The following is a 13599-nucleotide window of genomic DNA, read 5'->3' as shown; positions in this document are numbered from 1 at the left end:
TGTAGAGCCGAGCCCACGCTCGGCTGAGGGCGAAGGCAGCCGAGCATGGGCTCGGCTCTACAGCGGGGGTGACATCGGTTTGCGCTCAGGGCGGTGTCAGGCGGTACACCAGCACGCGGTTGTCGTTGTCGTACGGGCTGTCGCAGGCTTGGCCCTGCATGCGGCAGTGGCGGGCGATGAAGTCATTGTCGTTGCCGATCAGCAGCAGCACGTCGTTCGGATGCTGGGGGTCCAGCGCCGGCAGCACGTCCATGGCTTCCCACTTTTCCGAGAGCAGTCCGGCATGCGGGCCGCGCTTGGTGTCCAGGTCCAGCCCCGCACGCGCAAGCTGCGGACGGTCGAGCAGGTTCAGCAGTTCGGCGCCGCGGGCGGGCACGATCTCCGGCTTCAGCGCGGTGCCGGTCGGGTCGGCCAGTACCGACGCGGTGCCGGTCTCATACGAGGAACCGGCCAGATTGCTGGCTTCGGCCACATCCACCAGCAGAACCGACTTGTAGACGATCGGGTCGTCGCCATCCTTGCCCAGTCCATTACCATCGCGGGCCAGCAACAGGAAGCGATTGGCATCCAGCACGCGCAGCTCACTCTGCGCGGCGGTGCGGTCCAGCTTGCCCTTGCCATCGTGTGCAAAGGCGGGCAATGCCATCACGTAATGGCCGATCGGCTGCTGTGGTGTCGGCGAGGCCGTCACGTCGTAGACCAGCACGCGGGTGTTGATGCGACCGGCCGCGTTGCCCTGCGCGCTGTCCTGCAGGGTCGCGCTCTGCAGGGCCACGAACAGGCGGCTGCCGTCAGGCGACAGCCCCATGCCTTCCACGCCCTGGTTGTTGCGGCGGCCAGTCTGCGGTGGCGCCAGCGAACCGAATGCCGGCCGGCCTTCGCGCTGAGGACGGATGGCTGGCGGTGCCACGATCACGCCCTGCAGCTGGCCCTCTGCATCGAAGTAATAGACGTTGGCGGTGTACTCATCGCCGATGTAGAAGTGGCCATCGGCGGTGAACTGCAGTGATTCCGCATCCAGCGAGACCTTGCCTGCACCGGCGCCGCTGGTAGGCGAGGGCAGCACCACCTCGCGCTGGGTGATCGTATGGTCGCCCGGGTCGGCGCCGGTGAACGGCTGGCCGTTGAAGTCCTTCAGCACCACGCCTTTGTCGGGCACCATGGTCAGCGCGCCAAGCGCAGGCTTGCCCGGGGAGATGTCGATGCGCAGCTGCATGCGCTCCACGCGGCCGGTGTAGTCGTAGAACAGGCCGGCCTCGGGGTCGTTGCGGCCGCGGTCGGGCAGGGTCCAGAGCACGCCTTCGTAGCCGCTGGCGGTGCGCTTCCAGGTGCCAGGCTGCACCGCCAGCGACGAGAACGAGCCCAGCGTGTCGCCGAGGAAGTCCACCGTGCCCGCCGGCAGCCGCCCGGCGGCGACCAGGCCTTTATCCACGTAAGTACGACCGCCCAGCTGCAGGGTGCGCGGTGGTGCACCCGTTGCCTCATGCGGAGCGGAGTATCCGCTGGCGGAGAGGCTGGCCAGCAGCAGGGCGGTCGCGAACATCGGTGGACTCCAGGCGGTCAATCAGAAGCGAAGGTCGATCGTACCGAATACCTGGCGCGGTGCCGAGGCATGGAACACGTAGAGCTTGCCGGCCGGGTCGCTGGGCGCGAACACGCTCGAATCCAGGTTGCTGGCGTAGCGCTTGTTGGTCAGGTTGGTCACGTTGAACGACAGGCGCATGCCCTTGGCGAAGCCGACCTGGCCGAAGTCATAGCCACCGGCCAGGTCGAACACGGTGAAGCCGCCGAAGCCCTGGTCGTTGGTGTAGGTGTAGAAGCGTTCGCCCGTGTACTTGCCACGCAGGCTGGCGAACCAGCCGTTGTCGCGCCAGGTGATCTCGGTGGCCAGCAGCTGCTTGGGCGTGTCGGTCTGGATCTTGCCCTTGATCTGCTGCTCGACACCGGCCTGCACGTAGTTGGAGGCGTAGGTCGAACGGTTCAGCGAGGCCGAGGTGTACCAGCTGAAGTGCTCGTTCGGGGTCCACAGCACGGTCAGCTCGGCACCGCGGCTGTCGACGCCGCCCACGTTGTAGAAGCGGTTGCCACAGGTCGGGCCGACCGGCTGCCGCGAGTCACAGGGGTTGTACTGCAGCAGGCGGTTGTCGAAGCGCATGCTGTAGGCCGCAATCGAGGCCTGCAGGGTATCGGTGACAAAGCGGTAGCCGGCTTCGAGTGAGCGCGATTCCTCCGGCTTCAGATCGCCCTGTGCGTTCCAGGTGGCCTGGCTGACCGCCTGCGGACCGAGCTTGAAGCCGCCCTGGAACATGGCGATGTTCTCGGCGTAGCTGGCGAAGATCTCGTGATGCTCGGCCAGGCGGAAGTTGGCGCCGATGCTGGGCAGGAAGTTCTTGCTGGCCTTCAGTGAGCCGGTGGCGAACTGGTTGTTGGAGGCCGGCGAGATCGGCGTCTTCGCGTCGCCCGGCAGCGCCTGTGCGTCGGAGGTGGCATGCGGGCTCTTGGCGCCGAACTCCAGGGTCAGGCGATCATCGAGCAGGCGCCAGGTGTCCTTCAGGAAGAACTGATGCGTCTTCCAGCGCGTGCGCTGGGCAAACACGCCGACATCGGAGGGCAGGGTATTCATGCTACTCAGGTCGCGCGGGCCATCCACGGCGGTCTGGTAACGCTCGGCGCTGCTGGTGTTGCGCTCGTACCAGACGCCACCCTCGATGCGGTGCGCGCCAAGTTCCCAATCGAACGACAGCGTGCCCCCATCGCGGTCGATGGTATAGATCGTGTTGCGGAAGATGATCGGGATTTCCTGCGCGGTGCCTTTGTTCGACCATGCGCCGCTGTTCCAGTTGTGGCCCTCGCCGCGGTCGTCATGGTGGTAGGCCAGCGCCCGCAGGCTGAATCCATCGGCCAGGAAGAAGTCGCCGGCCAAGTAGTAGAGGTTGTCATCGCGCAGGATCTGCCCGGCGGTGAACGCCCCGTCGGCATCCTTGTCCGGGCCGCTGTTGTCGCACTTCTTCGCATTGAAGCTGGCGGTATTGCAGTAGGCCTTGGCCAGCGCCTTGTTCCAGTCCGGCGCGTAGCCGCCCCAGTCCCAGCCCAGCCCGCGCGACATCTCGTCCTTGGACAGGTAGAAATAGTCGGCCTGGGTGGTGCGCGACGTATCGACGAAACCGGTGATCTGCCCACGGCCGAAGTTCCACACGCCCTTGGCGTTGAACTGCTTGGTGGTGGATGTGTTGTAGGCGGTCTGGTCGTTCCAGAGGTCGGAGACGGCGTTCATGCCGGAGACGTAACCGGAGAAGCCATTGTACTCGCCGCTGTCCACGCGCACGAAGGTGCGGCGATTGGCATCGCTGCCGAAAGTCTGAACCACGCGGCCGCCGAGTTCCTGGGCGGGGCGGTCGGAGGTATAGGAAATGGTGCCGCCGAGGTTGCTGGTGGACGGCGTGCCGAGGCTGCCGATGCCCACCGCCAGTTCCGCGCCGGCCATGTTCTCGCTGATCAGCGCACGGTTGATGGTCAGGCCGTTGTAGTTGTTGTACGCGCCATCGCCCAGCGGCACGCCATCCAGCGTGTAACCGAGGCGGGTGGAGTTGAAGCCGCGCAGGCTGAGGGTCATCGACTGCTCGTTGGTGCCCAGCGCATCGGCCGACTGCGCGTTGACGCCTGGAAGCAGGTTCAGCGTCTTCTGCAGGCTGGTACCTGGCGGCAGGATGTCGAGGTTCTCGCGGGTGATGCGCTGCACCTGGCGCGCTTCACCGCTGCCGATCACCGAGACTGCATCGAGGTTGGTGGCGGAGGGTGTGCTGGAGGTCGGGGCAGCATCCTGCGCCCAGGCCGCGGGAGCGAGCGCGATCGACAGCGCAGCGGCCAACAAAGTCTTCGTCATGTTACGGACACTCAGGCAGGCACGAGCCACCGCGCTGGCGCGGAGCTCATGGAATTCGAAAGGGGGAAACAGCCGATGCGACCGCGGGCGCTGCGGGTGCCGTGGGTCAACGTGAAAATGGTGCGCTAGACAGATGACTGTCTGGTGACATGTTCAGTCGTTGTGAGGGACTGACCTGTAGAGCCGAACCCATGCTCGGCTGTTTTTGACCGGAGCCGAGCATGGCTCGGCTCTACAATGGCACGCGACGGCACTACTCCTTCTGCGTCTGGCGCGGCTTGCGCGTGCGCTTCGGCTTTGCGGTGTCACCGCCGCTGGCAGCGCCATCCTGCAACGCCTGCAGCCACGACAGGGTGTCCACGTAATCGATGAAGTGGCGCAGGTAGCCGGGGCTGGTCGCCTGCATCGTGTCGAGCATGCGCTGCACCAGCACCGCCGAGTTCAGCGGGCCGCCGTCGGCGGGGGCCTCGGTGCGCAGCGAGCGGCGCACCTGCAGTTCGCTGCGCAGCTCCGACCACTCGCGCTGCACCTGCTGCAGCATCGGCACCTGCGGGTAGTGTGGCAGCGAACGCGACCCCGCATCGAGGTCGCGCACCAGTGCGCGCAGGCCCTCCAGCACGGGCGGCTTACTTGCCATCCGGGGCCTTGGGCTTGGGAATCGGCGCGATCTCGACGCGGCGATTGCGCGCGCGGCCGTCTTCGCTGGCGTTGGAACTGACCGGCTGCTCGCTGCCGAACGCGGCAGCAAACACCGCATCGGCAGGAACACCGTCGGCGATCAGCGTGCGGGTCACGGTCAGCGAGCGCTGCGCGGACAGCTCCCAGTTGTCGGCGAAGCGGCGGTTGCCTTCGCGTACCGGCGCATCATCGGTGAAGCCGCTGACCATCAGGATTTCTTCGCGGCTGCCCAGATAGGCGGCCAACGGTGCGGCCAGACTGCGCAGCAGCTCCTGGCCTTCCGGCTGCAGCTGGTCGGAGTTCAGCGCGAACAGCACGCTGCCGCTGATGCCGATGCGGCCATCGACCAGGGTCACGCGACCGGCGGCGAGCGGGCCGGCCAGCGCCTGTTCCAGGGTCTGCAGGCGCTTGGCTTCGGCCTGGCGCTGCTTCACTTCCTGGTCAAGCCGCTGCGACAGCTCCAGCTGCACGGCGACCACGCCGACCAGGATCAGCACGAACGCACCCAGCAGTACCGACATCAGGTCGCCGAAGGCGGCCCAGATCGGGGCGTGCGAGCCGCCATCGACCTCCAGCTCGTCGCTCATGCGCTGCCGGCCTTGCCGCGGCGCATGGCCAGCTGCTGCAGTTCTTCCATCACCTGCTTCTGCGACAGCAGGCTGAGGTCGACCACCTCGCGTGCCTGTGCCACGTAGTAGGCCAGCTGCTCATCGCTGCGCGCCAGCGAGGCATCCAGTGCACCGCCAATCTGCTCCAGGCGGCCGGAGAGTTCGGTGGAGGCACTGCCGAACTGCGCGACGGCTTCACCGAAAGTGCTGGCCAGCTGGCCGACGTCACCGGCGCTGCCGTTGAGCGCTGCAGCGATGCCATCCAGCTTGCCGGTCTCAGCGGCGATATGGTCGGTGAAGCGGTTGCCAACGCGTTCCAGCAGCTCGGCCGAACCACCGACCAGCGCGTCCACCGCCGTGCGCTGCTCGTGCGAAGCATGGTTGATCGCATCGAGCAGGGTCTGCACGGTGGCCAGCAGGCGGCCGCGTTCTTCCAGCATCGCGTTGTCGCGCACCAGGCTTTCAGAAAGCGTACTGCGCAGCTCGTTGATGACGTCGGCTGCGGCCTTCGGCGCGGCGGCAGCGGTCTGCAGCAGGGTGGAGACTTCGGCCAGCGTGGCGCTGGCCTGGGCGCGGCCGTTCTCACCGATCTGCTGCGCGGTGGCGGCCAGCGTGTCGCAGACCTGCTGCTGCTGCGCAGCCAGGCGTTCGCCGTTGGCCTGCAGGCGCTCGGCCAGGTCGGAGGAAACGTGCTGCAGGGCATCGCTCCAACGCTGCAGGCGCTGTTCGTCGCCGGCCTGCAGCTGCGCCTGCAGCGTGGCGTGGGCCTGCTGCAGCTCGGCGCTGACCGCGTCCCAGCGTGCCTGGCGCTGCTGTTCGCGGCTGTCCAGGCTGGCCTGCAGTTCGGCGTGCGCACTCGCGGCGGCAGCCTGCGCGGCCTGCCAGTCCTGCGAGCGCTGCTGTTCGTGGTTCTGCAGCAGCGACTGGCTTGCGGCAAGGCGTTCATCCAGCGCCTGCAGCAGCGCCTGCGCACGCTCGTCCAGCTGCTCGCTGGCGGCCAGCAGGGCCTGTTGCTGGCGCTCGACCAGCGCGGTGTTCAGCGCCTGCTGCTGTTCGGCGGCGGTGCGCCAGCCTTCGGCGTTGCCGCTGGCATCGGCCTGCAGACGCTCGCCGATGCGCGCGATCAGTGCGTCGGCCTGCGCACCTTGGCCATCGCTGAAGGCCTGCAGATGCTGGCGCAGATCGCTGACCAGCGTCTGCTGCGCCTGGGTCTGTTCGCCCACGACCTTGGCCCAGCTGGCTTCGGTGGCCACGCGGCTGCGCTCGAAGCCATCGGCCAGCCCGGCCAGCTGTGCCTGAACGGCCTGCTCGACACGTGCATGCAGCGCTTCGCCATGGTGAGCAAGGCCGGCCAGCGTCGTTTCAGCCATCGGCTGCAGCGCGCCACCGATGGCGGCGGCACTGGCTTCGGCGCCTTCGCGCAGCGACTGCTGCAGCGAGACCGCCAGGCGTTCCTGCAGGGCCTGGCTCTGCGTCAGGAATTCGGCCTGGCCGGCCAGCAGGCGCTCGTTGGCGGCCGTGCTGTGCTGTTCAAAGGTCAGCGTCATCGCCTGCAGGCGGTCGACCAGCGCCGGCAGCGCGGCGGACTGTGCCTGCAGCAGGCGCAGTGACTCGGCGCGTTGCCAGGCCTGCGAGTAGGGATGCAGGTCGCTGGCAATGGCGCGGTCCAGTTGCTGCACGGCCTGCAGACGGTCGCGGCGCAGAAGCGCTGCGAGCAGGCCGAGCATGGCCGAGCTGGCCACACCAGCGATCGAGGTACCGAATGCCACCGCCAGGCCCTGCACCGGCGAGGCCAGCGAACCGCGAATGGCGGCCATGTCGGTCGCGCTCTGCAGCGCGAGGCCGGTGCCGCGCAGCGTGTCCATCATGCCCAGCAGGGTGCCGAGCATGCCCAGCAGTACCAGCAGGCCAACCAGGTACGGGGTCAGTACCGGTGCGGGCAGGGCCGTGCGCTCGCCTTCCACGCGCAGGCGCACGGCGTTGCGCAGGCCCACCGGTACGCGTTCCAGCCAGGGGGCAAGGCTTTCCTTTGCACTGGACAGGTCGCTCAGCGCAGCGCGCAGGCCGTTGCTGGCCTGGCGGTAGCGGTACAGCTCCACGCCACCGGTGATGTAGCAGGCCGCGATGATCGCCGCCACCGCTGCACCCAGCGGATGCACCGAAACGTAGCCAATGCCGATCCAGCACACGGCCAGCAGGCCGACAAGGAAAACAACGACATGGAAAGCAGTTCTGGACATGGTGTTCCGGTCAGTGGGAGCGCAGGGCGTTTTGCAGCCCTTCGATCGGGTGGAAGCGCAGCTGCAGCTCGGCGAGCAGCAGCGTGCGCATGTCGTGGCGGAAGGCCGCGCGCCAGCCGGGCTGGCCGTGCACGCGTTCAAAACGGGCGCCGAGCACCGCCGGCGCGGTGGCCAGCAGGCTGTGCTCTCGCGGAGTGAGGGTCTGTTCCATCACCGCATCGACCTCGGCCAACCGTGCCAGTTCCGGCGAAACCTGCACCAGCTGGTCGCGCAGGCGGCCGCGCAGGCGCCCGGTGGCGGTCTGGATCGCCTGCTGCAGCACCCGGTAGCGCTGGCGCAGCGAGGCGAAGTTGGGTGCGGCAGCGGACTCGGCCAGGTCCAGCAGGCGCTCGGCTTCGGCGTCCTCGCGGATCGAGGCCAGCAGGCTGGCATGGGCCTGGGCGCAGTCAGCCAGCACATCCTCGACCGCTTCGGCGGCGTCTCCGGGCGCGGGCAGGCGTCCGCCGAGCGCCCCGGACAGCGCCACGGCACGGCTCCAGTCCACCCACTGGCCGAGGCGATCGGTCAGGGCGGGACTGGTGGCCGGCATCGCGCCGTCGCTGAGACGGGCAAGCAGGCGGAGGAACTCCGGTCCACCCAGGACCGGCTGCGCTGCATTCGCCATCAAGGGGTGAGGGGCCAAAAACCGCTGATTTTACAACCAGATGACCCCGGCTGGATGAAGGCGAGGGCGGGGCGGGGGCGCCCGCAGGCGCGACAAGGCTTAGAATGTCCGGCTGCACCCATCCGTTCGACCCCCTGGAGTTCCCCCATGACTGTTGCGCAGTTCTACCCGATCGGCACCCCCGGACAGCCCTGGGGCGACGCGGAGCGCGCACAGTGGCGGGCCCGCCAGCAGCGCCAGCGCAGCTACCACGACGACGTGGTGGCCGCGCTCGAGCGCCTGGACGACAGCTTCGACGTGATCCAGTACGGCCAGCTGGACTACGCGCCGGACCATTACCCGCTGTTCGCCGTGGTCAACCACGACTGGAACCCGGCGCTGCCGACCGCGCTGATCACCGGTGGCGTGCACGGCTACGAGACCAGCGGCGTGCACGGCGCCCTGCAGTTTCTTGAGCAGCAGGCCGAGCGCTACCTGGGCCGGCTGAACCTGATCGTGGCGCCGTGCGTCAGCCCGTGGGGGTACGAGCGCATCCAGCGTTGGAACCCGGATGCCATCGACCCGAACCGCAGCTTCCGTGACGGCGGCCAGATCGAGGAAGCCGCCGCCCTGATGGCCTGGGTGGCCGAGCGCAAGCCGAACCTGCTGGTGCACCTGGACCTGCACGAGACCACCGACAGCGACCTGCACGAGTTCGATCCGGCGCGCTGCGCCCGCGACGGCAAGCCGTTCGAGCGCGACACCATTCCGGATGGCTTCTACGTGATCGGCAACAGTGAAAATCCGCAGGCCGAGTTCCAGAAAGCCCTGATTGCCGCAGTGGCCCCGGTCACCCACATTGCCCCGGCCGATGCCGAGGGCAATCTGGTTGGCCTGCCGCTGCAGTCACCGGGCGTGGTCTGGGGCGAGTCGCGCTCGATCGGCGCCTGCGCCGGCTTCACCGATGCGCGTTTTGCCACCACCACCGAGGTCTATCCGGACAGCCCGCGCACCAACCTGCAGGAATGCAATGACGCCCAGGTAGCGGCGGTGTGTGCGGGTCTGGATTTCGCGCTGGCGGCTCAGTAACAAGGTCGCGCCGGGTGATGCCCGGCGAGCGGGGCAGGGCCTAGCCCAACAGGATCACGCCCCACACCGCGCCGACCATCAGCAGTGCCGTGGTCTGCGCGGCGCTGCCCATGTCCTTGGCGTTCTTGGAAAGAGGGTGGTGTTCGAGCGAGATGCGGTCGACCACCGCTTCGATCGCCGAGTTGAGCAGTTCCACCAGCAGGCTGATGAAGCAGACCGCCAGCGCCACCGCGCGCTCGACGGCGCTGATATCCAGCAAGAACGCTGCGACCATCAATAGCGCGTGCAGCAGCAACAGCTGGCGGAAGGCGGCTTCGCCACGAAAGGTGGCGATGAAGCCATCGCGCGAATGGATCAGCGTATGGAAGATACGGCGAAGCCCGGTCTTGCCGTGCGGATACTTGCCGCTGTCCCTGGGGTGAGGTGGCTGCATGCCGGCCCTGCCATGAATTGACCTGACGGGAGCATGGGTACGCGGGCGTCGGGAAAGCGTCGGACGCCCGTTGGATTTTCCTTCAGCCGGCCTGGCGCTGCGCCTGGATGGCCTGGTCGAGGGCATCCAGATCATCCGTCGGCGAGGCCAGCCATGCGGGGTACGCCTCGGTCTCGACGAAGGCAGAGGATCGCAGCACGTCGTCGAACGCCGGATTGTCCTTCTCCGCATGGCGCAGCAGGCCGGACATCAGTCCGCAGATGCGAACGGCCGCCTGGAACGCCCCCTGCAGCGATCCGGCCGGCTCGGTGACGGTGTTGAGGAAGGCGGCATAGGCCGGGCCCTCGAAGACGAAGTCCTCGCGCTGCTGGAAGGCGTCGCCGCTGAGGTTGGTTTCGCCGGAGACGTGCCGCGAGAACCCCCACGACCAGATGTCGAGGAAGCGCAGGTCATCCAGCGTGCGGCGTGCGTTTTCATCCAGCGGCACCACGCCTGACAGCGCGTGTTCCAGCGTGGCCGCCGCAAACGGTTCGGTGCCCTCGTGGGCCAGGAAATCGCTCAGGCAGCGCAGCGCACCGGGATGGTGCGGTTCCAGTTGCAGCGCCCGGTAGATCACCCGCGCGCCTTCCACGTGGCGGCCCTGGGCGATGAAGATGTTGAGGGCATGGTGCGCGAGCTGGTCGGCGCTGAGGTCGGCAATGCGGGTCATCGGGTCTGGCGGGCGTGGACGAACGGTGTGCATCAGTCTGACAGATCGCTCACTCGGCCGGGCTGCGTGAATCGCGGATCGAGTAGATCACCGAGAAGATCTTCCAGCCCTGCTCGGTCCGGATTAGTTGCCACATTTCCTTGCCCCAGTTGGTCTTCACCCCATCGTCGTGGAAGCTGTAGTCAAACGACACCGAAGCCACATCGCCATCCGTTTCGATCTTCGTGTTGGAGAATGTCTCCTCCTTCGGCTTCGGCGACGCAACGACGCCGTCGATCAGTGCTATGAAATTGTTGGAGGGAATCTGCCGTGCCTTGATCGCATCGGGCTTGGCCCTGCGGATGTCCTGCAGGCGCACATCCTCGGAAACGTACTGCCAGCCGATGTCTTCCGGTTTTTCAGAGAAGAACAGGCTCATGTAGGTCAGCTTGTCCTTGGTGATCAGCGCGGTCTGGAAGGATTCGACAACCTGCTCGATGGCCTGGATATCGGCAGGCACGTTCTGCGCTGCCTGTGCGGGCAGACTGCCGAGCAGGCAGAGGATGGGGAGGATGTACCGGGCGTCAGCCACCGGCCGCGTACTCCTCCAGATACCACTGCCTGTGCAGTTCATTCAGATCTTCCATCTGTTTGCCGACAACACCCAGCAGCCCACCGGTCCAGGTACCAAATGCCGGAGAGCCGTCCAGCCGGTAGACATTCTCTGGCAACGTGCGAAGGGTATAGACCGGATTCTCGTGCTCGTAGTTTTTGCCCAGCGTGCGGAAATAGTCGCCTTCGAGCTCGAACTTTGCAGTGCCCTTGTAAGACAGGATCACTCTGTCGAATCTGCGATCCTTTTGTCTTTCTGCGTACTGAAGCAGCGTTCGCGTCACATCCATCGGGCTGTTGTCACCCGACAGTCCGCGCAGGTCGAACACGAGCACATTCGGATTGACGAACCCGCCATAGTGCGCGAGTACCTTGATGCCCGCATTTCGGGAATCCGCCGTGCACACGTCCTGAGCCTGTTGCTGCAGCGTGGTGTAGTTCCAGACCGCTACAGCCCCGCCTGCAAGCAGAAGGGCAGCCAGGAAAATCGCAACTAGACGCGCCATGGTTCTTCCTTGAGGAATGCTGCTTCCTGTGCCGGCAGGCGGGTGCCGGTCCCCATCTTTCCCGCAGAGCGTCTGAAGCGGGTGTGCTCTGCCAAGACCGCCAGATACTATGCTTCGCAGATCCTTCCAGCAAGCAGCCCAGGTAGCGAAGCGCATGGCCGGGCGCTGGTTGATGAGGACGATGAGGCAGAGCGGGTTCTGCCCCCTTGTCCTGGGCAGCCTGGCTAGGATTGCCCATCCACATGCAACCGCGCGATGGCCTGCGCATCCAATGCCAGGCACGCCAGTTTCAGCCCTTCCATCACCCGGTCGCCCACGTACTCGCCGGGCTCGCCATTCTGCCGGGTGCGCTCTGCGGCAAGCAGCAGCTCATGGACGACGCGCAGCCCGGCCAACGCGCAATCTGCGTCGGCCAGGGCGAGGCGACGCCCGGGCAACAGGTAGCGCTCCGGCCAGGGCTGGCCGTCAGCCGCTGCACCGGTGCCAATGCGGTTCAGATTGGAAATGAAGGTGTTGGGATTCGCAGGCGATGCGGGCGCTGGTGGCTCGTCGCCGGCAGGGCCGCGGTAGGCGTGCAGATGAGGGAAGTCCGATTCGTTCATGGCAAGGCTCCGTGCAGGGAAATCGGTAGCCGCCACCCGAAAGGTGGCGGGCGGTACGTGGTTCGAATCCGGGTTGGCTTCAAGCCGGCGGGCGCGAACGCCCCCAACGCACCGCCCGCCATAGCCGGCAGACGGATTGCCAACCGGCGCCACGCAGGGTGACGCCGGTTGGCAAGCGCACTTACTCAAAGCCAACACGGGATTCGAAGCCCGGCCACCCTTTTCCGGTGGCACGCCATCTGAGCCTGCGTCGCTATGCAATGCCAGTCAGACAAGTTGTAAATGTTGCTGGATTGGAGACGCTTTCGGCATTGTCCCATGTTGTTAAGTACTGCCATTACTGGCTGGCGCGGTGATCCGGCCACACCGTGCAATCTGCGACAGCTGTCGAGGATGGGGGGCGGAAGGGAGTGAGTCGGGAGGGGCGATGGCGACAGGCTCCGCGCGAGCCTGAGTCGAGCATGGCTGGGCCCCACCGGCGCCAAAGCGTGACGTGCGACTCGGGTTGACGTTCCCAGCCACCAAGCGCAGGCTGGTCCGGCACGTTTCCTAACCAGAAGGAGACTTATGACCGCCACCGCTTCCCTGCACCCGGCGCCTGATACCCCGGGGCGTTCACGGCTCTGGAGTGTGTTCTGGCTGCAGGGCGTCATTCCCAGCAACATCCTCTGGGCGGTGGCCCTCTGGGGTCTGGCCAACCAGCGCACCACGCTGCTGCTGGGGGTATTTGCCCTGTTGCTGCTTTATACCGGCTGGATCATCACGGCGGTCTGGCGGGCGGCGCCCACCGCGCGCAACCCCAATCTGGGCGTGGCCGCGCGCGGTCTGACCGTAGCTTGGGGGCTGAACACCGTGCTGGTGATCTTCTTCCTGACCCTGCAACGGGTGGCTCAATAGAACTGAACGGGCTCGCCGCCACGGTCGAAGGCGGCGAAGCGGCCGATCTGACCGTCATGGATGGCGTTGACCATCAACTGCAGCGGGCGCGCGGCTTCATCGCTGTTCGGTGCGATACCGCCACGGCCATCCAGCGCCGCCACGAACACCAGGTCCCAGTCGATGCCGGTGGTGGTCGATTCGGCTGCCAGCGCCTGGAAGCCGGGTACCTCGATCGGCAGCTTGTCCACGCACAGTGCGGGCGACAGGGTGCCGCCCTCGCGACGGTCATGCCGGTCGCGCTGGTCGTCGGTGGGCGATTCGGGCAGTTCGGCGCGCACGAATACGAACAACAATCGTTGCGGTTCAGCCTGCTGCCCGGCGACATGCAGCAACTGCTGGAAATCGTTCATCATCATGAGGGTTGTCACACGCCTACTGCACGGAAAGCCGCATGCTGCCACAACGCCTGCCGCGCGGGGCCGAACGCGATTGATTTAAGTCATGCCCATGGAACTGACGGCCGCGTACTCTGGCAATCGTTCCAGCAGGCGAGGGTATCCGGGCCGTTCCGGGCACAGGCAAGACGGTGGAGCAACAAGGTGGACCAGCCATGAGCCAACTCACCGACGGTTTCGGACGCAGCTTTCCGTACCTGCGCCTGTCGTTGACCGAAGCCTGCAACTTCCGTTGCAGCTACTGCCTGCCCGACGGTTACCAGGCCGATGGCCGCCCACGCTT

The 13599-nt window shown here is 66.5% G+C and carries 14 protein-coding genes and 1 pseudogene; 3 read left to right on the top strand and 12 right to left on the bottom strand.

Annotated features, from left to right (window positions below):
* Positions 1–85: 85 nt before the first annotated feature.
* The 6 genes from D7Y61_RS20945 to D7Y61_RS20920 all read right to left on the bottom strand — a co-directional run bounded on the left by D7Y61_RS20945 (position 86) and on the right by D7Y61_RS20920 (position 8073).
* Positions 86–1543, bottom strand: coding sequence for an esterase-like activity of phytase family protein (locus D7Y61_RS20945; protein ID WP_180869081.1), 1458 nt, complete (start codon positions 1541–1543; stop codon positions 86–88).
* Between the two features lie 21 nt (positions 1544–1564).
* On the bottom strand, positions 1565–3883 hold the full coding sequence (locus tag D7Y61_RS20940; protein ID WP_180869080.1) for a TonB-dependent receptor: 2319 nt from the start codon (positions 3881–3883) through the stop codon (positions 1565–1567).
* A gap of 253 nt (positions 3884–4136) precedes the next feature.
* Positions 4137–4565 carry a DUF2894 domain-containing protein gene (locus tag D7Y61_RS20935; RefSeq protein ID WP_345776270.1) on the bottom strand — a complete coding sequence of 143 codons (429 nt, stop codon included), beginning with the start codon at positions 4563–4565 and terminating at the stop codon, positions 4137–4139.
* Positions 4510–5148, bottom strand: coding sequence for an OmpA family protein (locus D7Y61_RS20930; RefSeq protein WP_049457422.1), 639 nt, complete (start codon positions 5146–5148; stop codon positions 4510–4512). The genes D7Y61_RS20935 and D7Y61_RS20930 overlap by 56 nt, the downstream gene beginning before the upstream one ends.
* On the bottom strand, positions 5145–7409 hold the full coding sequence (locus D7Y61_RS20925) for a DUF802 domain-containing protein (RefSeq protein ID WP_180869076.1): 2265 nt from the start codon (positions 7407–7409) through the stop codon (positions 5145–5147). Before D7Y61_RS20925 ends, D7Y61_RS20930 begins: the two co-directional genes overlap by 4 nt.
* Positions 7410–7419: 10 nt before the next feature.
* Positions 7420–8073 carry a DUF3348 family protein gene (locus tag D7Y61_RS20920; protein ID WP_180869074.1) on the bottom strand — a complete coding sequence of 218 codons (654 nt, stop codon included), beginning with the start codon at positions 8071–8073 and terminating at the stop codon, positions 7420–7422.
* 147 nt (positions 8074–8220) lie between these two features.
* Here D7Y61_RS20920 and D7Y61_RS20915 point away from each other — a divergent pair, with 147 nt between their 5' ends.
* Complete coding sequence (locus tag D7Y61_RS20915) at positions 8221–9141, top strand: M14 family metallopeptidase (RefSeq protein WP_180869073.1); 921 nt, start codon at positions 8221–8223, stop codon at positions 9139–9141.
* A 40-nt stretch (positions 9142–9181) separates the two neighbouring features.
* On the opposite strand, the gene D7Y61_RS20910 is transcribed toward D7Y61_RS20915, so the two are convergent.
* The 5 genes from D7Y61_RS20910 to D7Y61_RS20890 form a co-directional block, all read right to left on the bottom strand.
* Positions 9182–9574, bottom strand: a complete 393-nt coding sequence (locus tag D7Y61_RS20910; RefSeq protein ID WP_180869071.1) for a diacylglycerol kinase — start codon at positions 9572–9574, stop codon at positions 9182–9184.
* A gap of 82 nt (positions 9575–9656) precedes the next feature.
* Complete coding sequence (locus D7Y61_RS20905; protein WP_180869070.1) at positions 9657–10283, bottom strand: hypothetical protein; 627 nt, start codon at positions 10281–10283, stop codon at positions 9657–9659.
* Between the two features lie 49 nt (positions 10284–10332).
* Entirely contained in the window at positions 10333–10896 is a 564-nt protein-coding gene (locus tag D7Y61_RS20900; RefSeq protein WP_430543721.1) for a nuclear transport factor 2 family protein, read from the bottom strand.
* Entirely contained in the window at positions 10847–11380 is a 534-nt protein-coding gene (locus D7Y61_RS20895) for a hypothetical protein (RefSeq protein ID WP_180869067.1), read from the bottom strand. The genes D7Y61_RS20900 and D7Y61_RS20895 overlap by 50 nt, the downstream gene beginning before the upstream one ends.
* 224 nt (positions 11381–11604) lie before the next feature.
* Positions 11605–11982, bottom strand: coding sequence for a hypothetical protein (locus D7Y61_RS20890; RefSeq protein ID WP_180869065.1), 378 nt, complete (start codon positions 11980–11982; stop codon positions 11605–11607).
* 567 nt (positions 11983–12549) lie between these two features.
* Between D7Y61_RS20890 and D7Y61_RS20885 the strand changes: the two genes are divergently transcribed.
* A complete protein-coding gene (locus D7Y61_RS20885) occupies positions 12550–12879 on the top strand; it encodes a hypothetical protein (protein ID WP_180869063.1) in 330 nt (109 codons plus the stop codon).
* On the opposite strand, the gene D7Y61_RS20880 is transcribed toward D7Y61_RS20885, so the two are convergent.
* Positions 12873–13277: a ribonucleotide reductase subunit alpha gene (locus D7Y61_RS20880; protein WP_180869100.1), complete on the bottom strand. Its 405-nt coding sequence runs from the start codon at positions 13275–13277 to the stop codon at positions 12873–12875. The two genes, D7Y61_RS20885 and D7Y61_RS20880, sit on opposite strands and share 7 nt — an antisense overlap.
* A 194-nt stretch (positions 13278–13471) precedes the next feature.
* On the opposite strand from D7Y61_RS20880, the pseudogene moaA reads away from it, so the two are divergent.
* A pseudogene (gene moaA, locus D7Y61_RS20875) lies at positions 13472–13599 on the top strand (GTP 3',8-cyclase MoaA); the annotation flags it as partial.

Origin of the sequence: Stenotrophomonas maltophilia, assembly GCF_013464485.1 — a bacterium.
Classification (GTDB): domain Bacteria; phylum Pseudomonadota; class Gammaproteobacteria; order Xanthomonadales; family Xanthomonadaceae; genus Stenotrophomonas; species Stenotrophomonas maltophilia_AW.
The sequence above is the reverse complement of the archived record's forward strand: the minus strand, read 5'-3'. Positions and strand labels throughout refer to the sequence as shown.

Coding starts and splice junctions, on each gene's coding strand:
- D7Y61_RS20945 (WP_180869081.1), bottom strand. CDS start 1,543: ATGTTCGCGACCGCCCTGCTGCTGGCCAGCCTCTCCGCCAGCGGATAC.
- D7Y61_RS20940 (WP_180869080.1), bottom strand. CDS start 3,883: ATGACGAAGACTTTGTTGGCCGCTGCGCTGTCGATCGCGCTCGCTCCC.
- D7Y61_RS20930 (WP_049457422.1), bottom strand. CDS start 5,148: ATGAGCGACGAGCTGGAGGTCGATGGCGGCTCGCACGCCCCGATCTGG.
- D7Y61_RS20925 (WP_180869076.1), bottom strand. CDS start 7,409: ATGTCCAGAACTGCTTTCCATGTCGTTGTTTTCCTTGTCGGCCTGCTG.
- D7Y61_RS20920 (WP_180869074.1), bottom strand. CDS start 8,073: ATGGCGAATGCAGCGCAGCCGGTCCTGGGTGGACCGGAGTTCCTCCGC.
- D7Y61_RS20915 (WP_180869073.1), top strand. CDS start 8,221: ATGACTGTTGCGCAGTTCTACCCGATCGGCACCCCCGGACAGCCCTGG.
- D7Y61_RS20910 (WP_180869071.1), bottom strand. CDS start 9,574: ATGCAGCCACCTCACCCCAGGGACAGCGGCAAGTATCCGCACGGCAAG.
- D7Y61_RS20905 (WP_180869070.1), bottom strand. CDS start 10,283: ATGACCCGCATTGCCGACCTCAGCGCCGACCAGCTCGCGCACCATGCC.
- D7Y61_RS20900 (WP_430543721.1), bottom strand. CDS start 10,896: ATGAACTGCACAGGCAGTGGTATCTGGAGGAGTACGCGGCCGGTGGCT.
- D7Y61_RS20895 (WP_180869067.1), bottom strand. CDS start 11,380: ATGGCGCGTCTAGTTGCGATTTTCCTGGCTGCCCTTCTGCTTGCAGGC.
- D7Y61_RS20890 (WP_180869065.1), bottom strand. CDS start 11,982: ATGAACGAATCGGACTTCCCTCATCTGCACGCCTACCGCGGCCCTGCC.
- D7Y61_RS20885 (WP_180869063.1), top strand. CDS start 12,550: ATGACCGCCACCGCTTCCCTGCACCCGGCGCCTGATACCCCGGGGCGT.
- D7Y61_RS20880 (WP_180869100.1), bottom strand. CDS start 13,277: ATGATGATGAACGATTTCCAGCAGTTGCTGCATGTCGCCGGGCAGCAG.